Source organism: Hasllibacter halocynthiae (assembly GCF_003003095.1).
Taxonomy (GTDB): Bacteria; Pseudomonadota; Alphaproteobacteria; order Rhodobacterales; family Rhodobacteraceae; genus Hasllibacter; species Hasllibacter halocynthiae.
This window is the reverse complement of the sequence record NZ_PVTT01000002.1, coordinates 956,153-976,067: the sequence shown is the minus strand read 5'-3', so window position 1 is coordinate 976,067 and position 19,915 is coordinate 956,153. Positions and strand designations below refer to the sequence as shown.

Below are 19,915 nucleotides of genomic sequence, written 5' to 3'. Positions count from 1 at the left end.
CGGCGCGCCTGTAGGGGCACCGGGCCATGAGGACACAGAGCATGAACCGCGATTGGATCGCCACCGCTGCCACCCTCAGCTCGGCCCTGCCCTATCTGCAACGCTATGACGGGGCGGTCGTGGTCATCAAGCTGGGCGGGCACGCCATGGGCTCGGACGAGGCGATGGAGGGATTCGCGCGCGACGTCGTGCTGATGCGGCAAGTGGGCGTCAACCCGGTCATCGTCCATGGCGGCGGGCCGATGATCAACGAGATGCTCGGCCGCCTGGGGGTCGGGACGACGTTCGCGAACGGCAAGCGCGTCACCGACGGGACCACCGCCGAGGTGGTCGAGATGGTGCTGGGGGGCCGGGTCAACGCCCGGATCGTGCAGGCCATCCAGGGCCAGGGCGGCCGCGCAGTGGGGCTGTCGGGCAAGGATGCCGGCCTCGTGAGCTGTAGGCCGGTCGCGGCGGACCTCGGCTATGTCGGCGCGCCGTCCGAGGTGGACGTCTCCGTTCTGCGGACCCTCTTCGCGGCGGACATGATCCCCGTGATCGCGCCCATCGGCGGCGGCGCGGGTGGCGAGACGTTCAACGTCAACGGCGACACCTTCGCCGGGGCGGTGGCGCAGGCCCTGGGCGCGGACCGGCTGCTCCTCCTGACGGACGTGGCGGGCGTGAAGGACCGGGCCGGCGACGTGGTGACCGAGCTGACGGCCGAGAAGGTACGCGCCATGACGGCGGACGGCACCATCCTCGGAGGCATGATCCCGAAGACCGAGACCGCGCTGGAGGCCCTGGAAGGCGGGGTGCGGGCCGTCGTGATCCTCGACGGGCGGGTGCCGAACGCCGTGCTGCTGGAGCTCTTCACCGATCACGGCGCGGGCAGCCTGATACGTGGCTGACGCGCCGGAGGGGCTCCGCGTCCTCGGCGGCTTCCGCAAGGGCGGACGGACGATCCTGATCCTCGCCCCTGCCGAGCCGCGCTTCTGGGCGGTGTTCACGGCCTCGCCGGAATACGCGGACGGCCGGCCCGATCCGATGAACCGCTGGAGCGAGCGCGTGATCGGCGCCTTCGCCGCGCGAGAGGGGGGCGAGGCGTCGTTCCCCTTCGGCGGCCCGCCCTGGCATCCGTTCCTGCGCTGGGCCGCGGCCACCGGCCGGGCCTTCGAGAGCCCCGTGGGCCTGCTGGTGGACGGCGAGGCGGGGCTCTGGACCTCCATGCGCGGGGCGGTGGCGCTACCCGGCGAGAGGCCGGTGCCCGAGGGCGTCGGATCGCCCTGCCCGCCCTGTCCCAAGCCTTGCCTGACTGCCTGCCCGGTGGATGCGCTGAACGCGGGCGGCTACGACGTGCCGCGCTGCCTGGACTACGTCCGCTCGCCCGAGGGGTCGGACTGCCGGACGCGCGGATGCGCCGTGCGTCACGCCTGCCCCGTCTCGCAGCAGTGGCACAGACCGGACGCGCAGGCCGCCTTCCACATGCGGGCCTTCGCCGGAGAGGCGTCGTGAGCCGCACGCTGATCCTGATCCGCCACGCCAAGTCCGACCGCGCCGCTACCGGGCCCGACCACAACCGCCCCCTGGCCCAACGCGGCCGGCGGCAGGCGCCCCTGATGGGGGCGTGGCTCGCCGGGAACGGCTGGGTGCCGGGGCGGGCGCTGGTCAGCACGGCCGCGCGCGCGGCCGAGACCTGGGGCCGCATCGCCCCGGCACTGGGAAAGCCGCCGCGCACGGACCTCGAGGCGCTCTATCACGCGCCGCCGCAGGCCATCCTGGACGCCCTGGCGGGATCCCCCGAGGAAGCGGTCGCCGTGGTGGCGCACAATCCCGGCCTGGCCGAACTGGCGGCCCGGCTAGTCCGCGCGGCGCCGGATCACCCGCGGTTCCAGGACTTCCCGACGGCTGCGACGCTGGCGGTCCGCTTCGACGCTCCGGCTTGGTCCGGCGCCCTCCGCGGCACGGGCGAGGTCTTGGGCTTCGCGGTGCCGGCCGACCTTGAACAGGGGATCGGGCCGGCGGGCGAAGCCCGCCGCGGCGATCAGTGACCCAGGATCTGGCTGAGGAACAGCTTCGTCCTGTCGTTCTGCGGATCGGTGAAGAACGCCTCGGGCTCGTTCTGCTCGACGATCTGGCCCTGGTCCATGAAGATGACCCGGTTGGCGACCTGACGGGCGAAGCCCATTTCGTGCGTGACGCAGATCATCGTCATGCCGTCCTGGGCAAGTTCGATCATCGTGTCGAGCACCTCCTTGATCATCTCGGGATCGAGGGCCGATGTCGGCTCGTCGAAGAGCATGATGCGCGGACGCATGCACAAGGACCGCGCGATGGCGACGCGCTGCTGCTGCCCGCCGGAGAGTTGGCCGGGATACTTGTCGGCCTGCTCGGGGATCTTGACCTTCTCGAGGAAGTGCATCGCCGTCTCCTCGGCCTCGCGGCGGGGGGTCTTGCGGACCCAGATCGGCGCGAGCGTGCAGTTCTCGAGGATGGTGAGGTGCGGGAAGAGGTTGAAGTGCTGGAAGCACATCCCGACCTCGGACCGGATCTTGTCGATGTTCTTGAGGTCCGAGGACAGGACCGTCCCGTCCACCTCGATCCGGCCCTGCTGGTGCTCCTCCAGGGCGTTGATGCAGCGGATCAGGGTGGACTTGCCCGAGCCGGAGGGCCCGCAGACGACGATCCGCTCGCCGCGCATGACCTTCAGGTCGATGTCGCGCAGGACGTGGAACTCGCCGTACCACTTGTTGAGGTTCTCGATCGAGATCGCGACCTCGTCCGAGACGCGCATGTTCGAGCGGTCGATCTCGGCGGCGGGCGCGGCGGTGTCGGTCATGGCCATGACGGGGTTCCTCAGCGGTGCTCGCGCGCCAGCTTGCGCTCGAGGTACATGGAGTAGCGGGACATCGCGAAGCAGCAGACGAAGAAGAGGAGCCCGATGAAGATGAAGAGCTCCCAGTAGATGCCGTTCCACGCGGTCGTGGCGCGGATCGCGTTCGACAGGCCGATCGGGTCGAGAAGCCCGATGAACACCACCAGCGTCGTGTCCTTGAAGAGGCCGATGAACGTGTTGACGATGCCCGGGATCGAGATCTTCAGCGCCTGCGGCAGGATCACGAGGCGCATCGACTGCCAGTAGTCCAGCCCGAGGGAGTCGGCCCCCTCGTACTGGCCCTTGGGCAGCGCTGCGAGGCCGCCGCGCACGACCTCGGCGATATAGGCCGAGGCGAAGAGCGTCACCATGATGATGACGCGCAGCATCAGGTCGAAGTTGGTCCCCGGCGGCATGAAGTAGTTCAGCAGCAGCGAGGCGGTGAAGAGCCAAACGATCAGCGGCACGCCGCGGATGGTCTCGATGAACGCGACCGAGACCTTCGAGATGATGAAGAGGTCCGACCGCCGCCCCAGCGCCAGGAGGATGCCGAGGGGCAGCGACAGGATGATCGCCGAGAAGCCGATGATCACCGCGAGGAGGAAGCCGCCGATATCGTCGGACGGCACGAACTCGATGGCGAGGGGGATCGCCGATTGCAGCGCGCCGATCAGCGGCCCAGCGGCGAAGAGCCAGAACAGCACGGGGACCACGATCGCGGCGAGGGTCGCCGCGATCTGGTTGACGTTCGACAGCGCCACGTAGGCCAGCGCCCCCAGGGCGAAGCCCCCGGCCACCACGACAGGCGCCCAGATCGTGCCGCCCCAGATCAGCCAGAAGGCGACGAAGGGCGCGGCCGCGCTGAACCAGAGCGTCCAGCGAGGCAGGCGCGAGAACAGGATCGGCATCAGGGCGGCGACGAAGAAGGCCACGCCCGCGACCGGCCGCCAATAGAGATCCTGCGGGTAGAAGCCGAACATCAGCTGGTTCCACCGCTCCGTCAGGACCGCCCAGCAGGCGGCGCCGACCCCCTCGCCGTAGCGCTCGTTCCGGATCTCGCGGCATTCGGACAGGGAATCGGCGACCCAGATGCCGCGCAGCATCCACGGGAAGACGTGCGAGGCGATCCACCAGATCGCCAGCAGTCCCAACACCGTCAGGATCACGTTCAGCCACGAGGAGAAGAGGTTCTCGCGCAGCCACTTGACCACCCCCCTGTCCCGCGCGGGCGGGGGCGAGGCCGCGACCATCTCCTCGCGGACAAAGGAGGCTTGGAAGGCGGCCGTCTGTGCGTGCGTGTCGGACATGGCCTCAGCGCTCCTTCAGCTTAACGCTGCCGTTGTAGACGTTCAGCAGGGCCGAGATCGTGAGCGAGGTCACGAGGTAGAAGAGTCCGAGGAGGAGCATTCCCTCGAGCTCGCGGCCCGTCTGGTTGATCGTGATCCCCCCGAGGGTCGAGCGCACGTCCATGTACCCGACCGCGAGCGCGAGGGATGAGTTCTTCGTCAGGTTCAGGTACTGCGAGATCAGCGGCGGGATGATGACCCGCAGCGCCTGCGGCAGGATGATGAGGCTCATCGTGCGGCCCGGCCTGAGCCCCAGCGCGAAGGCCGCCTCGGATTGGCCCTTCGAGACTGACAGGATGCCGGCGCGCACGTTCTCGGCGATGAAGGCGCCGGTGTAGAGGGTCAGCGCGAACCACAGCGCGATGAGCGAGTTCCGCATGTGGATCCCGCCCTGGAAGTTGAAGCCGGCCAGCTCCGGCTTGTTCAGCCCCGCCCCGAAGACGAAGAGCAGCGCGATCGCCGGCCCGAGGATCAGCGCCAGCCGCAGCGGCCATGTCACGGGGCGCTCGCCCGTCGCCTCCTGCCGGGCATCGGCGCGCTTCTTCACCACCCGCGCGGCGAGGACGCCGGCCAGGACCGCCCCGAGGATCAGGGCCCATGTCCACCCGGTCGAGCCCGCGAGGGGGGCCGCGAACTCGACCCCCGGGATGTAGATGCCCCGGTTGGTGATCGCGACGCTGTCGCCCAGCAGCATGGACGCGGCCGGATCGTCGCCCCGGAACGCGCGAGGCTGCGGCATCCCCTCCGACATGACCGCGAAGATCACGATGATCCACAGCAGCAGGGGCACGTTGCGGAACCCCTCCACGTAGACGGCCATCAGGCCGGAGATCAGCCAGTTCCTCGACAGGCGCGCGACCCCTGCGAGGACGCCGACGATCGTGGCGGCAATGCAGCCGAGGAAGGCGACGAGCAGCGTGTTCAGGATGCCGACCGCGGCGGCGCGCAGATGCGTGTCCTGGCTGGAATAGGGGATGAGCGTCTGGTTGATGTCGTAGCCGGCGACCGTGCCGAGGAAGCCGAAGTCGATGTCCTTGCCCTGTCGGGAAAGGTTCGTGACCGTGTTGTCCACCAGCCAGACGACGAGCAGCACGAGCAGGATCATGGCCACGGCCTGGATCGTCAGGCTGCGGTAGCGCCGGTCGTACAGAAGCTGCGAGAGGCGGAAGCCCCCCTCGCCCCGGCCGGCGTGGTCGATCGTCGTCATAAGGACCTGTCCCTTGCCGCCCCCTGGTCTTCGGCGCCGCCCGTGCGCGGGCGATCAGCTGGGGGTCGTCCTAGGTGGGGTGGAGAAGGGGGCGCGACGTGGCGCCCCCTCCCCCCCTGTCGCATCAGCGGAAGGGCGGCGCGTACTGCAGCCCGCCTTCGGTATAGAGGGCGTTCAGCCCCCGCGCGAGGCCGATCGGGGTCGATTCGCCGATGTTGCGCTCGAAGATCTCGCCGTAGTTGCCGACCGCCGCGATCGCGTTCGCGAAGGCGTCCGACTCGAGGCCAAGCATCTCGGGCAGCTCGCCCTCGGTGCCGAGCAGGCGGTTGACCTCCGGGTTGTCGCCGGCCTCGGCGGCGAGGTCCATCACGTTGGCGCTGGTGATGCCGAGCTCCTCGGCGGTGACGAGGGCGTTCAGCGTCCACCGGACGATGTCGCCCCAGACCGGATCGCCGTGGCGCACGGCGGGGCCGAGCGGCTCCTTGGAGATGATCTCCGGCAGGATGACGTGCTCGTCCGCGTTCTCGAAGGTCGCGCGCGTGGCGGCCAGGCCCGAGGCGTCGGTTGTGTACACGTCGCAGGCGCCCGCGAGGTACTGCTGCTGGGCTTCGGCGTTCGTCTCGATCGGCACCGGCTCGTAGGAGATGTTGTTCGCGCGGAAGAAGTCCGCAAGGTTCAGCTCGGTCGTGGTGCCGGTCTGGATGCAGACCGTCGCGCCGTCGAGGTCGAGCGCGGAGGTCACGCCCAGCTCGGCGGGGACCATGAAGCCCTGGCCGTCATAGTAGTTCACGCCGGCGAACTCGAAGTCGAGGTCGTTGTCGCGCGAGTAGGTCCAGGTCGTGTTCCGCGTCAGCACGTCGATCTCGCCCGAGGCGAGCGCCGAGAAGCGCGTCTGGCCGGTGGTGGTCACGAAGTCGGCCGCGTTGGGATCGCCCAGCGTCGCCGCGGCGATGGCGCGGCAGAGATCGACGTCGAAGCCCTGCCATTCGCCGTTGGCGTCGGGGGCCGAGAAACCGGTCAAGCCCGTGGTCACGCCGCAGATCAGGTTGCCGCGGTCGCGCACCTGCTCGAGCGTGCTCGAGTTCTGGGCGAGCGCGCCACCGGCGGCGAGACCGGCCACGGTGCCGAGAAGCACTGTTTTCTTCATCGAAGGAACCTCTTCCTGGTATATCGCCCCCTTGTGCCGGGGGCCTTAGGTATCGCGCCCCGCCGGTGGTCGGCGGGATACGGCCGGTCGATGGCCGTAATGCGCGAGAATAGGGCAGATGCCGCACCCGCGGTCAAGGCGGACGCCGGGTGACGCCGTTCATGACCGCGAGAGTGCATGGAAGCGCGCCGCCGCGGCGAAGGCCCTCCCCCTGCGCGCAGCGTCGGCCTCGGCTTCGTCGTCGGCGCCCCAGAGCTCGGCCTGCCAGCGCTCGTCCAGGCGCGAGACCTGCCAGAGCCCTTCCACGTCCGCGTCCCCCTCGGCCGCGCGCAGCCCGATCACGAGGCTGCCCGACAGTGCCACGAGATCGGACAGGGCCGTCAGCCCGAACGCGTCCGACGCCTCAAGCGGCGCGCGCAGCGCGGCCAGCGCCTCCGGGCGCTGGGGGGCGAACATCACCCCCGTGACCGGCCGGAGCCGCGCGCCGAACCGCGCCTCGGCCCAGTCGAGCAGCGGGTCCCATTCCGCCGCCTGCCGCGCGACCAGCCCCTCGGGATGCGCCGCCCGGTAGGAAAGAAGGTCGGTCTCGCCGAAGCCGGCCAGCTCGTCGATCAGCGCCTCGCGCTGGGGCGCGGCCTTGTCGATGGCGCTGTTGGCCGCCCGCGTCGCGAGCATCGCGCCGGGATCGATCGTCTCGCCCACCGCGTCCCATTCGCGCGCGACCTCCGCGGCCAGCGCCGGGGTCGGCAGCACCAGCGGCGCCTTCGCGGGCGTTCGCACCGGGCGTCCGTCCAGCCTGACCTCGTGCCCCCCATCCACGTCGGCCGTCTCCACGGCCTTCCAGAAACGCTTCGCCTTCCACTCGCTCACGCCGGCTCTCCCGCGATCTCGTCCCATCCGGCCAGGAGGCGATGCGCCCCGGCCCGCCTCAGCGCCTCCGGCGCGCCATAGCCCCAGAGAGCGCCCAGCGCCCGGATGCCGCCCAAGCGGGCCATCTCCATGTCGTAGGGACTACCGCCCAGCAGCGCGGCGTCGCCGCCCTCCACCCCCGTCTCCGCCAGAGCCGTCCACACCATGGAGGGGTGCGGCTTGGAAGGATGGTGGTCCGCGACCTGCTCCGTGTGGAAGCGGCCCCGCAGCCCGTGCGCCTCGAGAACGTGGTCCAGCCCGCGCCGCGACTTGCCCGTCGCGATCCCGAGGAGGAGGTCGTCCCGCGCGAGCAACGCCTCCACCGCCTCCCCAGCGCCGGGATAGAGCGGCGAGCGCGCGGCCGGATCGTCCCGCGTGGCATGGAAAGCCTCCCCGTAGGCCCGCGTCAGCGCCTCGGCGTCCGCACCGGGTGCGAGGCGCGCCATCGCCACGGGCAGCGACAGGCCGATGATCCCCCGCACCCCCTCCCGGTCCGGGGCGGGCAAGCCGCGCGCGGCGAAGGCAGCCTCCATCGCCGCCTGGATATGCCCCTGGCTGTCCACGAGCGTACCGTCCACGTCGAGAAGGAGGAGCTTCACGGCGCCTCCTCGAACGGATCGGCGGGCGCCTCGGCCGCGTCCCAGCCGAAGAGGTCCCAAGTCGCCGTCATGTGCGGCGGCAGCGGGGCGGTGACGGTGACGCGGCCCCCGGTGACGGGGTGGTCGAAGGCGATGGACCGGGCGTGGAGATGCAACCTGCGTCCGACCTCGGGGCCCATCTGGGCGCCCCAGCCGTCCCCCAGGTTCTCCTGCCCCGACCCGCCATACTTGCCGTCCCCGACCACGGGATGCCCGAGGGCGGCCATGTGGGCGCGAAGCTGGTGCGTGCGCCCCGTGACCGGCACGAGGGCGCACCACGCCGCCCGCTGGGCCAGCGCCTCGATCACCGCATAGTCCGTCGTCGCCCGCTGGGCCCCGGGCGTCGCGTCGATCTCGCGCGGGTGGACGACGTTCATCCGCTCGCCCTGCCGGCCGGGCGCCTTCACGAGGCCCCAGCGGACCGTCCCCATGCGCGGGCTGGGAACGCCCGCGACGGCGGCCCAGTAGATCTTGCGTGCCGAGCGCGCGCGGAACGCCTCCGTCAGCCCCTTGGCGACGGTTCGCGTGCGCGCCAGGAGGAGGACGCCGGACGTGTCCTTGTCCAGCCGGTGGACCAGCCGGGGCTTCTCGCCCCCCTCGGCCAGCGCCTCGGCCAGGGCGTCCACATGCCGCCCGCCCTGCCCGGTGCCGCCCTGGGTCGGCAGGCCCGGCGGCTTGTTCAGCGCGATCACGTGCGCATCCTGCCAGAGCACCGCGTCCCGCATCATCCGCGCGTCCGCCTCGGGCACCGAAGGGCGGGCGGGCGCGGGCGCGGCGGCCTCCGGCAGCGGGGGGACGCGCACCTGCTGCCCCTCCTCGACCCGGGCGGACGCCTTCGCCCGCGCGCCGTCGATCCGGATCTCGCCCTTGCGGCAGCCCTTCTCGATCCTTCCTTGCGTGATCTGCGGAAAGCGGCGCCTCAGCCAGCGGTCCAGCCGCTGGTCCCCCTCGCCGGGGGCGACGGTCACCGTGCGCACCCCGCTCACAGCGCGGCCCGCGCGGCCAGCGCGCCCAGCGCAAGCCCCCCGATCGAGAGGCCCACGGACAGCGCGACGTAGATGGCGGCGACCCCGACCTCGCCCCGCTCCAAGAGCGTCACCGCCTCGAGCGAGAAGGTCGAGAAGGTCGTGAAGCCCCCGAGGAAGCCCACCGCGACGAAGGGCAGCCACTCGGTATGCCCCGTCCGCGCCGCCCAGACGACGAAGGCGCCCATCAGGGCGGAGCCGACCACGTTCGCCACCAGCACGGCGAGCGGCAGCGCCCCCGTGACGTGCCGCGACACCCAGAGTCCCAGCCCCCAGCGGGCCGAGGCGCCCAGCGCGCCGCCGAGCGCGACGTGGATCAGCGTGGAGAGCATCGCCCGCACATGCGTCGCCACCGTCCGCGTGGCAAGGGCGCGGCCCGCCGAACCGTCCGCTTCGGGCACCGTCCTCGGGCGTGGGGGGGCGGGGCGATCACCCGTCCCGGCGGCGCCGGCGCTCCTCGCGCTTCTCGGCCAGCCAGCGGGCGCGGCGGGCCAGTTCGCGCTCGTGGCCGATCTCCTTCGGGACGTAGAGCACGGGCCGCTTCATGCCTTCGGGAAAGTAGTCCTGCCCCGAGAAGCCGTCCTCGGCGTCGTGGTCGTACTCGTAGCCCGCACCGTAGCCGAGATCCTTCATCATAGCCGTCGGCGCGTTCAGGATGTGGGCGGGCGGCGGCTCGGACCCCGTCGCCTTCGCGGCCTTCCGCGCGGCCTTCCAGGCGGCGTAGCCCGCGTTCGACTTCGGCGCGAGCGCGAGATAGGCGACCGCGTTGGCCAGCGCCTGCTCGCCCTCGGGGCTGCCGAGCCGCTCGTAGTGTTCCCACGCCTGAAGGCAGACTGCGTTCGCCTGCGGGTCGGCGAGGCCGACGTCCTCCACCGCCATGCGCGTGATCCGGCGCGCGAGATAGCGCGGATCCTCGCCCCCCTCGATCATCCGCGCCAGCCAATAGAGCGCCGCGTCCGGGTCCGAGCCCCGAACCGACTTGTGCAGCGCCGATATCAGGTTGAAATGCGCCTCGCCGGACTTGTCGTACTGCGCGGCGCGCCGGGTCAGGCGGCGCGTCAGCTCCGACCGGCCGACCTTCCCCTCCCAGCCGGCGGCCTGCTCGGCCAGGTTCAGCAGGGCGCGGCCGTCGCCGTCGGCCATCTCGACCAGCGTCTCGCGCGCCTCGCCCGTCAGGGGAAGCGGGGCGCCCAGCGCGGCCTCGGCCCGCTGGAGGAGCCGCTCGAGGTCCTTCGGCTGCAGGCGCTTCAGGACCAGCACCTGCGCGCGGGAGAGGATCGCGGCGTTCAGCTCGAAGGACGGGTTCTCGGTCGTCGCCCCGACGAGGGTGATCGTCCCGTCCTCCATGTGCGGCAGGAAGCCGTCCTGCTGCGCCTTGTTGAAGCGGTGTATCTCGTCCACGAAGAGGAGCGTGCCCTGACCGTTGGTCCGGCGCAGGCGCGCGGCCTCGAAGGTCTTCTTCAGCTCGGCGACGCCCGAGAAGATCGCGCTGATCTGCACGAAGTGAAGGTCCGTCGCGTCCGCCAGGAGGCACGCGATGGTGGTCTTGCCCACGCCCGGCGGCCCCCAGAGGATCAGCGACGACAGCTGCCGCTGAGCCAGCATGGACCCCAGCGGCCCGTCCCCAAGGAGGTGGTCCTGACCGATCACCTCGCCGATGGCCTTCGGGCGCAAGCGGTTAGCCAGGGGGCGCGGCGCGTCCTCGGCGAAGCCTTCGGAAGGAGAGGAGAAGAGGTCGGCCATGCCCCTTCAGATAAGAGGTCGGGGGCGGAAATGCGAACGCCCCGGCGCGGGGGCCGGGGCGTTCGGGATCGGTGGGATCGAAGGGCGGCGCCTATTCGAGGTCCATCGCGTCCTCGGCGGCGAGGCGCTCGCGGTCCGCGGCGCCCTTGGCGTCCACGTCGCGGTCCACGAACTCGATGATCGCCATCGGGGCCATGTCGCCATAGCGGAAGCCCGCCTTCAGGACGCGGACGGTCCCGCCGTTCCGGTCCGCGTAGCGCGGCCCGATCACGTCGAAGAGCTTGGCGACGTGCTTGTCCTGCTTGAGCTGGGCGGCGGCTTGGCGGCGGGCGTGCAGGTCGCCCCGCTTGCCCAGGGTGACGAGCTTCTCGATCACGCGCTTGAGCTCCTTGGCCTTGGGCAGCGTGGTCTTGATCTGCTCGTGCTCGATCAGCGAGCCGGCCATGTTCGCGAAGAGCGCCTTGCGGTGCTCGTGCGTGCGGTTGAGGCGGCGGTATCCGCGGGCATGACGCATGATGGGTCTCCGTTTCGTTTTATGATGGAGCGCCCGGTGCGTGCCGGCGCCTCCGTTGGTGGGGCGGGATTGCCCTGGGGTTCGAGGGCGGCGCCAGAAGCGCCGCCGTCAGGTCAGAACGAGTCGTCGAACTTCTTCGACATCTCCTCGATGTTCTCCGGCGGCCAGTCCTCGACGTCCATGCCGAGGTGCAGGCCCATGCCCGACAGGACCTCCTTGATCTCGTTCAGCGACTTGCGCCCGAAGTTGGGCGTGCGCAGCATCTCGGCCTCGGTCTTCTGGATCAGGTCGCCGATGTAGACGATGTTGTCGTTCTTCAGGCAGTTGGCCGAGCGGACCGACAGCTCCAGCTCGTCGACCTTCTTCAGGAGGAGCGGGTTGAACTCCAGCCCGTCGTCGGCCGCGCCGGCCCGGTCGCTCTCCGGCTCCTCGAAGTTGACGAAGACCTGCAGCTGGTCCTGAAGGATGCGCGCGGCGTAGGCCACCGCGTCGTCGGGCGTGACGGACCCGTCCGTCTCGACCTTCAGGGTCAGCTTGTCGTAGTCGAGGACCTGCCCCTCGCGCGTCGGCGTCACGTCGTAGGAGACGCGGCGCACGGGGCTGTAGATCGCGTCGATCGCGATCATGCCGATGGGCGCGTCCTCGGGCTTGTTGCGGTCCGAGGCGACATAGCCCTTCCCGGTCTCGACGGTCATCTCCATGAAGAGGTCCGCGCCGTCGTCGAGATGGCAGATCACCTGCTCGCGGTTCAGCACCTCGATCCCTTGGGTGACCTCGATGTCGCCGGCGGTGACGACGCCCGGCCCCTTGGCCGAGACGGTGACGCGCTTGGGCCCGTCGACTTCCATCTTCAGGGCGACGGCCTTGAGGTTCAGGACGATGTCGGTCACGTCCTCGCGCACGCCCGCCACGGACGAGAACTCGTGCAGGACGTTGTCGATCTGAACGGACGTGATCGCCGCGCCCTGCAGGGACGACATCAGCACCCGGCGCAGGGCGTTGCCGAGCGTCAGGCCGAAGCCCCGCTCGAGCGGCTCGGCGACCAGGGTGGCCTGGCGCGCCGGGTCGTTGCCGGGCTTCACGTCGAGCTGCGTGGGCTTGATCAGCTCGGCCCAGTTCTTGTGGATCATGGTCGTCCCTCCATTCCCGCTCGCCGGGCCATGCTTCACCGGCGGCACTCGAGGTTTCGTGAAACGGCGAAAGGGGGCGTGGCCCGCGGCCACGCCCCCCGGATCTTCAGATCCGGATCACACCCGGCGGCGCTTGGGGGGGCGGACGCCGTTATGCGCGATCGGGGTCACGTCGCGGATCGCGGTGATGTTGAAGCCCACGGCGGCCAGCGCGCGCAGCGCGGACTCTCGGCCCGAGCCGGGGCCTTGGACCTCGACCTCGAGGGTCCGCATCCCGTGCTCCTGCGCCTTCCGGCCGGCATCCTCGGCGGCCATCTGCGCGGCGTAGGGCGTCGATTTGCGCGAGCCCTTGAAGCCCATCGTGCCGGCCGAGGACCAAGCGATCGCGTTGCCCTGGACGTCCGAGATCAGGATCTTGGTGTTGTTGAAGCTCGAGTTCACGTGCGCGACGCCCGTCGCGATGTTCTTCGAGACCTTGCGCTTGCCGCCGCGGCGGGGGGCCTGTGCCATTGCGTCGTCCCTCCCCTATTTCTTCTTGCCGGCGATGGCCTTCGCGGGGCCCTTGCGCGTGCGTGCGTTGGTGTGGGTGCGCTGGCCGCGGACCGGAAGGTTCCGGCGGTGGCGCAGGCCGCGATAGGCGCCGAGGTCCATCAGGCGCTTGATGTTCATCTGCACCTCGCGGCGCAGGTCGCCCTCGACGGTGTAGTTCGCGTCTATCTGCTCGCGGATCTGGACGAGCTCGGCATCCGACAGCTCGTTCATGCGGCGGGACGGGTCGATCCCCGCCGCCTCCGCGATCTGGCGGGCGGCCGCGGGGCCGATGCCGTGGATGTAGGTGAGGGCGATCGGAACCCTCTTCCCGTCGGGGATGTTCACGCCGGCGATACGGGCCAAGGCGATGTCCTCTCTCGTTGCGGGTCCGTAGTGCCGGACCCTTTTTTCACAACAGGCGGCCGGGGCGCCCTCCTGGCGTCCGGCCGGATGTCTCTCACGTCGGTCTTGCGGGGCCGGGCCGGGCCCGGCCATGGACCGAATCCCTCTCGGGATGGCGCGACCTAGGAAAGGCTTCCCGACGCGTCAACCCCGCCGGCGCCTGTCCACCGCGTCAGGCGGGAACGGGCGCCTTCGCGCCGATGACGGCCTCGATCGCGGCGGCCACCTCGTCGATAGAGCGCAGCCCGTCCACGACTCGCAACTCGCCCCCGCGATAGTAGTAGCCGATCAGCGTGGAGGTCTTCTTGTAGTACTCCATCAGCCGCGTCTTCAAGCTCTCGGCGTTGTCGTCGGCACGGCGCAGGAATTCCGTCCCGCCGCAGACCGCGCACCGCCCGTCGCCCGGGACGGGCTTGGTCACGTCGTTCCAGGGCTCGCCGCAGGTCGCGCAGGTCGACCGGGCGACGATGCGCTCCACAAGGGCTTCGTCGTCGACCCGCATCTCGATCACCGCGTCCAGCGCCTCGCCGCGCCGGGCGAGCAGGGCGCCCAGGGCGTCGGCCTGCTTCAGCGTCCGGGGGAAGCCGTCGAAGATGAACCCGCCATCGGAGCCCGCGGCGAGCCGCTCCTCGATGAGGCCGATGACGATCTCGTCGGTGACCAGCTCGCCCGCGTCCATGACAGCGGCGACGCGCCGCCCCATCTCCGTGCCGGAGCTGCGCGCCGCGCGCAGCATGTCCCCGGTCGAGAGCTGCACCATCCCCCGGGACGCCTCCAGGCGCTTGGCCTGCGTGCCCTTGCCCGCACCCGGCGGCCCGAGAAGGATGATGTTCATCGGCGCGTGCTCCCCTTCTTGCGCATGGCCCCGGCGCCCTTCCGGGTCGTTCCGGCGCCCCGCCGCTTGCCGCGCAGCTGGGACCGCTCGATCAGCCCCTCGTACTGGTGCGCCAGCATGTGCGACTGGATCTGCTGGATCGTGTCCATCGTGACCGAGACCACGATCAGAAGCGAGGTGCCCCCGAAGTAGAAGGGGATCGCCAGCTCCGCCCGCAGGATCTCGGGCAGGAGGCACACCGCCGCCAGATAGGCCGAGCCGAGGACCAGAAGGCGCGAGACGACGTAGTCGAGATATTCGGCCGTGCGCTTGCCGGGCCGGATGCCGGGCACGAAGCCGCCCTGGTTCTTCAGGTTGTCGGCCACGTCCTCGGACTTGAAGGCGACGTTGGCGGTGTAGAAGTAGGTGAAGAAGACGATCATCACCGTGAAGAACAGAAGGTAGAGCGGCTGCCCCGGCCCGAAATAGGCGAGCATGGTCGACGCGAAACCCCCCGCCTCCTGGCCCGAGAAGGTCGAGATGGTCGTCGGCAGCAGCAGGAGGGAGGAGGCGAAGATCGCCGGGATGACGCCCGCCGGGTTCACCTTGATCGGCAGGTGCGAGGAGCCCCCGTCATAGACCTTCATGCCGACTTGGCGGCGTGGATACTGGATGTGGATCTTGCGCAGCGCCCGCTCCATGAAGACGACGAAGGCCATCACCGCGACGACCATCACGATCACGCCCACGATCACCGCCGGCCCGATCGCGCCCGAGCGGCCGGAGACGAAGAACTGCGCCAGCGCGGCGGGAAGCTCGGCGACGATGCCGACGAAGATGATCAGCGAGATGCCGTTGCCGATCCCCCGCTGGGTGATCTGCTCGCCCACCCACATCAGGAACATCGTGCCGCCCACCAACGTGATGACGCAGGAGGCGATGAAGAACACCCCCGGATCCGTCACCAGCCCGCCGGACTGGAGGCTGACGGCCAGGCCGTAGGCCTGGAAGGTCGCCAGCACCACGGTGAAGTAGCGGGTGTACTGGTTGATCTTCTTGCGCCCCTGCTCGCCTTCCTTCTTCAGCTGCTCGAGCTGGGGGATCATGGCCGTCATCAGCTGCACGATGATCGACGCGCTGATGTAGGGCATGATCCCGAGGGCGAAGATGCCCATCCGCCCGAGCGCCCCGCCGGTGAACATCGACAGGATGCCCCCGATCCCGGTGGCCGCCTCCTCCATGAAGCGCTGAAGCTCGATCCCGTCGATGCCGGGCACCGGGATGTAGGTCCCGAGGCGGTAGACGCACAGAAGGCCGAGTGTGAAGAGGATCCGGGCGCGAAGCTCGGTGGCCTTGCCGAAGGCCCCCCAGCTCATGTTCGCGGCCATCTGTTCCGCAGCGGATGCCATGTGGTGGTGCCCCTCGCGTGGCAGCGCCGCAGGGCCGGTTGGGCCGGCCCGGCGGTGCTGGAAAACCCGTCACCCGGACCTAAGGGCCGGTCCGGGCACTCGCAAGCCGCCTAGTCGGCGGCGGCTTCGGCGGTCGCGGGCTGTTGCGGAAGCGTGATGCTGCCGCCGGCCTTCTCGACGGCTTCGCGCGCGGACCTAGACGCGCCCGTCACCGTCAGGTCCAGCTTCGCGGTCACCTCGCCCTTCGCCAGCACCCGGATGCCGTCGCGCTTGTGGCCCGTGACGCCGGCCGCGACCAGCGCGTCCTCGTCGATCGCCGCCGACGCGTCGAGCTTGCCGGCGTCCACGAACTTCTGGATCAGGCCGAGGTTCACCACTGCGAAGCGCTTGCGGTTCGGCTTGTTGAAGCCCCGCTTGGGCAGCCGCTGGTAGAGCGGCATCTGACCGCCCTCGTAGCCGTTGATCGCCACGCCCGAGCGGGACTTCTGGCCCTTGATGCCCCGTCCGCCCATCTTGCCGAGGCCCGAGCCCGGCCCCCGGCCTACGCGCTTGGGCTTGTGGGTGGCGCCGGGGTTGTCCCGCAGCTCGTTCAGCTTCATGTCGCTTCTCCTAGTCTCGCCGGACGCGCGCCCCGGAAGCGTTCAGGGGCGGCCACGGCATGTTCGGACCGGCGGCGGATAGCGCCGGGCCGGGCTCCATGCAAGCCCCCTCCCCTTCCCCGGGCCGCTGCGCTATCGGAGCCGGCATGGCCGAGATCGTGACCATCACCGCCAACCCCGCGCTCGACCTGTCGACCGAGGCGCCCGCGCTCCTGCCCGACCACAAGCTGCGGTGCACCGCGCCGCGGGTTCAGCCCGGCGGCGGCGGGGTGAACGTCTCGCGTGCCATCGCCGCCCTTGGGGGCGCGTCGCGAGCCCTCGTCGCCTATGGCGGGCACACGGGCGAGCATCTGATGCAGCTCCTCGCGGGCGAAGGGCTCGGCGTCGAGAGCCTCGGCGTGGGCCATACCACCCGCCAGTCCATGTCGGTGCGCGACGCGGCCTCGGGGCTGCAGTACCGGTTCATGATCCCCGGCGCCCCCTGGAGCGAGCGGGACTGCGACACCGCGCGCGACGCGATCCGCGCAGCCGTGACCCCCGGCGCGCTCTTGATCCCCTCGGGCTCGCTGCCGCCGGGGATGCCGTTCGACTTCTTCCTGACGCTGAACGACGAGGTCGCGGCCCAGGGCGGGCGGATGATCATCGACACCTCCGGCCCCGCGCTCGAGCGGGCGGCGAAGGGCGGCGCGGGCCTCTGGTGCTTGCGCATGGACACCGTCGAGGCCGAGGAGCTGGCCGGCCGGCGCCTCCACTCGCTCGACGACATGGCGCGGATGGCCTCCGGGCTGCGGGCGGCCGGGGCGGGCGAGATCGTGATGATCGCCGCCGGCGCGCAGGGCACCGTCGTCGCCTGCGAGGGCTGGCTAGGCCTGACCCGGCCGCCGGTCGTGGTCCCCCATTCGCTGATCGGCGCGGGCGACAGCTTCATCGGCGCCTTCGCCCTGGCCATCTCGCGCGGCGAGGACCCGGTCGACGCCTGCGCGCGCGGCACCGCCGCGGCCGCGTCCGCCGTCACGATGCCGGGCACGGACCTCTGCGCGAGGGATGACGTCGACCGCTTCTACCGCCAGGTGACGCGGCATGCGCTCTGATCGGTTAGCCGTTCCTTAAGTGTTTCACGTGGAACAATCTTTCTAGCAGACGCCGTCGAATTCGATGCCGCCCGGGATCGCCGTCACCTGCAGCGAAGCGGGGCGCGCGCCGCCGCACTGGCTGCCCGCCGTCAGATCGAGGAGTTCGGGACGGGTCCAGGCGCCGGTCGCCCGGCCGTAGAAGCCCTCGCCCGCCTGGGGACCCGGCGCGGGGGGCGTTCGCGACGGGCCCACGAAGCGGTCCGCCGGCTGGCAGGCGGCGAGCAGGACGCCCGCCGCCAAGGGAAGGAAGGCCCTCAGGCCTTCTCCTCCACGATCTCCACCAGATGGGGGATCTTCGCGACCATCCCGCGCACGGAGGGGGTGTCCTCCAGCTCGCGGGTGCGATGCATCTTGTTCAGGCCGAGGCCGATCAGGATCCGCCGCTGCACGGCGGGGCGGCGGATCGGCGAGCCGACCTGCTTCACGACGATGGTGGCCATCAGTTGCCCTCCGGAACGAGTTCGGCGACCTCGGGCGTGTCCGGCTTCTCGTCCGGCGCGCGGAGGATGTCCGCCACCTTCTTCCCCCGGCGCGAGGCGACCATGCGGGGCGAGCTCTCGTTGCGAAGGCCGTCCAACGTGGCGCGGATCATGTTGTAGGGGTTCTGCGAGCCCAGCGACTTGGCGACCACGTCCTGCACGCCCAGCATCTCGAACACGGCGCGCATCGGGCCGCCGGCGATGATGCCGGTGCCGGTGGGCGCGGTGCGCATCACGACGCGGCCCGCGCCGTGGCGACCCTCCATGTCGTGGTGCAGGGTCCGGCCCTCGCGCAGGGGGACGCGGATCATCTGGCGCTTGGCCTGTTCGGTCGCCTTGCGGATGGCCTCCGGGACTTCCTTGGCCTTGCCCTTGCCGAAGCCGACGCGGCCCTTCTGGTCGCCCACGACGACGAGCGCGGCGAAGCCGAAGCGCTTGCCGCCCTTCACGGTCTTCGAGACGCGGTTGATCGCGACGAGGCGGTCGGCGAATTCCGGGTTCTCGTCCCGGTCACGCCGTCCGCGGCCACCGCCGCGCTGGTTGGGGTCACGTGCCATGTGACTGCCTTTCTGCTCTCCGCACCCGAAGGGGCGCCATGGGTTCGATCCCGGTGCGTCGCCCCGCTGCCGGGGCGGGCGCCCTGATCATCGGGGCCGCCCGCCGAAGGGGGTACGGCCCGCATGGGGACGGGGCGCCGAAGCGCCCCGCCACGTTCGCCTAGATCTTCAGGCCGCCCTCGCGCGCGGCGTCGGCCAGGGCCTTCACCTTGCCGTGGTAGAGGAAGCCGCCGCGGTCGAAATAGGCCTCCTCGACGCCGGCGGCCTTCGCGCGCTCCGCGATGGCCGAGCCGACCTTCGCGGCCGCCTCGACATTGTTGCGGCCCACCACTCCCAGGTCCTTCTCGAGCGAGGAGGCCGAGGCGAGGGTCCGGCCCTCGACGTCGTCGATCAGCTGGACGCTGATGTTCTTCGACGAGCGGTGGACGGAGAGGCGCGGCCGTCCCGCCGCCACCTTCCGCAGCTTGTTCCGAACGCGCAGGCGGCGCTTCAGGAACAGATCCCGTTTGCTGTTGGCCATCTGGCGCTCCTTACTTCTTCTTGCCTTCCTTGCGGAAGACGAACTCGTTCGCATAGCGGATGCCCTTGCCCTTGTAGGGCTCGGGCTCGCGCCAGCGGCGAATCTCCGCGGCGACCTGGCCGACCTTCTGCTCGTCCGATCCCTCGACCACGATCTGCGTGGGCTTGGGGGCGGTGACGGTGATGCCGGCCGGCACGTCGTAGTTGACGTCGTGCGACAGGCCCAGGTTCAGCTTCAGGGTGTTGCCCTGCATCTGGGCGCGGTAGCCGACGCCCTGGATCTCCAGCTCCTTCTTGAAGCCGTCCGTCACCCCGGTGACGAGGTTCGCCACCATCGTGCGGGACATGCCCCATTGCTGGCGCGCGCGCTTGGATCTGCCGCGGGGCGTCACCGTGACGGCGCCGTCCTCGACCGCCAGGGCCACGTCGTCCGTGGCGGTGAAGCTGCGGGTTCCCTTCGGCCCCTTCACCTCGACCGTCTGGCCGCTGACGCTGGCCTCGACGCCGGAGGGCAGGTCGACGGGGCGTTTTCCGATACGAGACATCTCGACCCTCCCTAGAAGACGGTGCAGAGCACTTCGCCGCCGACATTCGCCGAGCGGGCGTTGGCGTCCGACATCACGCCCTTGGACGTCGAGACGATCGACACGCCCAGCCCCTGGCGCACCTGCGGCAGGTCGTCGCTGGCCATGTAGACGCGGCGGCCGGGCTTGGAGACGCGCTTGAGCTCGCGGATGACGGGGACGCCCTCGTAATACTTGAGCTCGACCTCGAGGGTGGGGTGGCCCTTCGCGTCCGTCCCCTTCTCGTAGCCGCGGATGTAGCCCTCGTCCTTCAGCACGTCGAGCACCCAGGCCCGCAGCTTCGACGCGGGGGTGGAGACGGTGCCCTTGCCGCGCATCTGCGCGTTGCGGATGCGGGTCAGCAGATCGCCGATGGGATCGTTCATCTGTGCTTCCCCC

Annotated in this window: 26 protein-coding genes; 4 read left to right on the top strand and 22 right to left on the bottom strand. The window is 70.5% G+C overall.

The genetic code is table 11. The annotated features are described in order from the left end of the window. The first annotated feature begins 26 nt into the window (after positions 1 to 26). Genes argB through BCF33_RS11745 form a run of 3 tightly spaced genes read left to right on the top strand, consistent with a single transcriptional unit; the run spans position 27 to position 2,027 of the window. Positions 27 to 887: an acetylglutamate kinase gene (gene argB / locus BCF33_RS11755; protein ID WP_106161106.1), complete on the top strand. Its 861-nt coding sequence runs from the start codon at positions 27 to 29 to the stop codon at positions 885 to 887. Beyond that, positions 880 to 1,491, top strand: coding sequence for a ferredoxin (locus BCF33_RS11750; RefSeq protein ID WP_106161105.1), 612 nt, complete (start codon positions 880 to 882; stop codon positions 1,489 to 1,491). Before argB ends, BCF33_RS11750 begins: the two co-directional genes overlap by 8 nt. Continuing rightward, positions 1,488 to 2,027 carry a SixA phosphatase family protein gene (locus BCF33_RS11745; RefSeq protein ID WP_106161104.1) on the top strand — a complete coding sequence of 180 codons (540 nt, stop codon included), beginning with the start codon at positions 1,488 to 1,490 and terminating at the stop codon, positions 2,025 to 2,027. The genes BCF33_RS11750 and BCF33_RS11745 overlap by 4 nt, the downstream gene beginning before the upstream one ends. On the opposite strand, the gene BCF33_RS11740 is transcribed toward BCF33_RS11745, so the two are convergent. From BCF33_RS11740 to rplO, 16 genes are all read right to left on the bottom strand, one after another. Next, positions 2,021 to 2,821 carry an amino acid ABC transporter ATP-binding protein gene (locus BCF33_RS11740; protein ID WP_425432773.1) on the bottom strand — a complete coding sequence of 267 codons (801 nt, stop codon included), beginning with the start codon at positions 2,819 to 2,821 and terminating at the stop codon, positions 2,021 to 2,023. The two genes, BCF33_RS11745 and BCF33_RS11740, sit on opposite strands and share 7 nt — an antisense overlap. 11 nt (positions 2,822 to 2,832) lie before the next feature. Next, positions 2,833 to 4,158, bottom strand: coding sequence for an amino acid ABC transporter permease (locus tag BCF33_RS11735; protein ID WP_106161103.1), 1,326 nt, complete (start codon positions 4,156 to 4,158; stop codon positions 2,833 to 2,835). Between the two features lie 4 nt (positions 4,159 to 4,162). Continuing rightward, the gene (locus BCF33_RS11730; protein ID WP_106161102.1) at positions 4,163 to 5,404 is read right to left on the bottom strand and encodes an amino acid ABC transporter permease; all 1,242 of its coding nucleotides are present in this window, start codon (positions 5,402 to 5,404) and stop codon (positions 4,163 to 4,165) included. 124 nt (positions 5,405 to 5,528) lie between these two features. After that, a complete protein-coding gene (locus tag BCF33_RS11725; protein ID WP_106161101.1) occupies positions 5,529 to 6,551 on the bottom strand; it encodes an amino acid ABC transporter substrate-binding protein in 1,023 nt (340 codons plus the stop codon). 159 nt (positions 6,552 to 6,710) lie between these two features. Beyond that, on the bottom strand, positions 6,711 to 7,421 hold the full coding sequence (locus tag BCF33_RS11720; RefSeq protein ID WP_106161100.1) for an ATP12 family chaperone protein: 711 nt from the start codon (positions 7,419 to 7,421) through the stop codon (positions 6,711 to 6,713). Beyond that, a complete protein-coding gene (locus BCF33_RS11715) occupies positions 7,418 to 8,059 on the bottom strand; it encodes an HAD hydrolase-like protein (protein ID WP_106161099.1) in 642 nt (213 codons plus the stop codon). The genes BCF33_RS11720 and BCF33_RS11715 overlap by 4 nt, the downstream gene beginning before the upstream one ends. Then, the gene (locus BCF33_RS11710; protein ID WP_106161098.1) at positions 8,056 to 9,084 is read right to left on the bottom strand and encodes an RluA family pseudouridine synthase; all 1,029 of its coding nucleotides are present in this window, start codon (positions 9,082 to 9,084) and stop codon (positions 8,056 to 8,058) included. Before BCF33_RS11710 ends, BCF33_RS11715 begins: the two co-directional genes overlap by 4 nt. Next, positions 9,081 to 9,455 carry a fluoride efflux transporter CrcB gene (gene crcB / locus BCF33_RS11705; protein WP_106161618.1) on the bottom strand — a complete coding sequence of 125 codons (375 nt, stop codon included), beginning with the start codon at positions 9,453 to 9,455 and terminating at the stop codon, positions 9,081 to 9,083. The genes BCF33_RS11710 and crcB overlap by 4 nt, the downstream gene beginning before the upstream one ends. A 97-nt stretch (positions 9,456 to 9,552) precedes the next feature. Continuing rightward, positions 9,553 to 10,866 carry a replication-associated recombination protein A gene (locus tag BCF33_RS11700; protein ID WP_106161097.1) on the bottom strand — a complete coding sequence of 438 codons (1,314 nt, stop codon included), beginning with the start codon at positions 10,864 to 10,866 and terminating at the stop codon, positions 9,553 to 9,555. 91 nt (positions 10,867 to 10,957) lie between these two features. After that, a complete protein-coding gene (gene rplQ / locus BCF33_RS11695) occupies positions 10,958 to 11,380 on the bottom strand; it encodes a 50S ribosomal protein L17 (protein WP_106161096.1) in 423 nt (140 codons plus the stop codon). Between the two features lie 113 nt (positions 11,381 to 11,493). Then, positions 11,494 to 12,510: a DNA-directed RNA polymerase subunit alpha gene (locus BCF33_RS11690; protein ID WP_106161095.1), complete on the bottom strand. Its 1,017-nt coding sequence runs from the start codon at positions 12,508 to 12,510 to the stop codon at positions 11,494 to 11,496. Between the two features lie 117 nt (positions 12,511 to 12,627). Continuing rightward, positions 12,628 to 13,020 (bottom strand): 30S ribosomal protein S11, encoded by a 393-nt coding sequence (gene rpsK, locus BCF33_RS11685; RefSeq protein ID WP_106161094.1) that lies wholly within the window; start codon positions 13,018 to 13,020, stop codon positions 12,628 to 12,630. A gap of 15 nt (positions 13,021 to 13,035) precedes the next feature. Further along, positions 13,036 to 13,404, bottom strand: a complete 369-nt coding sequence (rpsM, locus tag BCF33_RS11680) for a 30S ribosomal protein S13 (RefSeq protein WP_106161093.1) — start codon at positions 13,402 to 13,404, stop codon at positions 13,036 to 13,038. Between the two features lie 211 nt (positions 13,405 to 13,615). Next, positions 13,616 to 14,278 (bottom strand): adenylate kinase, encoded by a 663-nt coding sequence (locus tag BCF33_RS11675; protein WP_106161092.1) that lies wholly within the window; start codon positions 14,276 to 14,278, stop codon positions 13,616 to 13,618. Next, positions 14,275 to 15,666: a preprotein translocase subunit SecY gene (gene secY / locus BCF33_RS11670; protein WP_106161091.1), complete on the bottom strand. Its 1,392-nt coding sequence runs from the start codon at positions 15,664 to 15,666 to the stop codon at positions 14,275 to 14,277. Before secY ends, BCF33_RS11675 begins: the two co-directional genes overlap by 4 nt. Before the next feature lie 110 nt (positions 15,667 to 15,776). Then, the gene (rplO, locus tag BCF33_RS11665; RefSeq protein ID WP_106161090.1) at positions 15,777 to 16,265 is read right to left on the bottom strand and encodes a 50S ribosomal protein L15; all 489 of its coding nucleotides are present in this window, start codon (positions 16,263 to 16,265) and stop codon (positions 15,777 to 15,779) included. A gap of 146 nt (positions 16,266 to 16,411) precedes the next feature. Here rplO and BCF33_RS11660 point away from each other — a divergent pair, with 146 nt between their 5' ends. Continuing rightward, a complete protein-coding gene (locus BCF33_RS11660; protein ID WP_158259416.1) occupies positions 16,412 to 17,356 on the top strand; it encodes a 1-phosphofructokinase family hexose kinase in 945 nt (314 codons plus the stop codon). 42 nt (positions 17,357 to 17,398) lie between these two features. On the opposite strand, the gene BCF33_RS11655 is transcribed toward BCF33_RS11660, so the two are convergent. The 6 genes from BCF33_RS11655 to rpsH form a co-directional block, all read right to left on the bottom strand. Next, positions 17,399 to 17,638: a hypothetical protein gene (locus BCF33_RS11655; RefSeq protein WP_106161088.1), complete on the bottom strand. Its 240-nt coding sequence runs from the start codon at positions 17,636 to 17,638 to the stop codon at positions 17,399 to 17,401. 14 nt (positions 17,639 to 17,652) lie between these two features. Further along, entirely contained in the window at positions 17,653 to 17,841 is a 189-nt protein-coding gene (gene rpmD / locus BCF33_RS11650) for a 50S ribosomal protein L30 (RefSeq protein ID WP_106161087.1), read from the bottom strand. Next, positions 17,838 to 18,434, bottom strand: coding sequence for a 30S ribosomal protein S5 (gene rpsE, locus BCF33_RS11645; protein ID WP_106161086.1), 597 nt, complete (start codon positions 18,432 to 18,434; stop codon positions 17,838 to 17,840). The genes rpmD and rpsE overlap by 4 nt, the downstream gene beginning before the upstream one ends. A gap of 160 nt (positions 18,435 to 18,594) precedes the next feature. Then, positions 18,595 to 18,954: a 50S ribosomal protein L18 gene (rplR, locus tag BCF33_RS11640; protein ID WP_106161085.1), complete on the bottom strand. Its 360-nt coding sequence runs from the start codon at positions 18,952 to 18,954 to the stop codon at positions 18,595 to 18,597. A 10-nt stretch (positions 18,955 to 18,964) separates the two neighbouring features. Then, positions 18,965 to 19,498 carry a 50S ribosomal protein L6 gene (gene rplF / locus BCF33_RS11635; RefSeq protein WP_106161084.1) on the bottom strand — a complete coding sequence of 178 codons (534 nt, stop codon included), beginning with the start codon at positions 19,496 to 19,498 and terminating at the stop codon, positions 18,965 to 18,967. 11 nt (positions 19,499 to 19,509) lie between these two features. Then, on the bottom strand, positions 19,510 to 19,902 hold the full coding sequence (gene rpsH / locus BCF33_RS11630; RefSeq protein ID WP_106161083.1) for a 30S ribosomal protein S8: 393 nt from the start codon (positions 19,900 to 19,902) through the stop codon (positions 19,510 to 19,512). Positions 19,903 to 19,915: the final 13 nt, after the last annotated feature.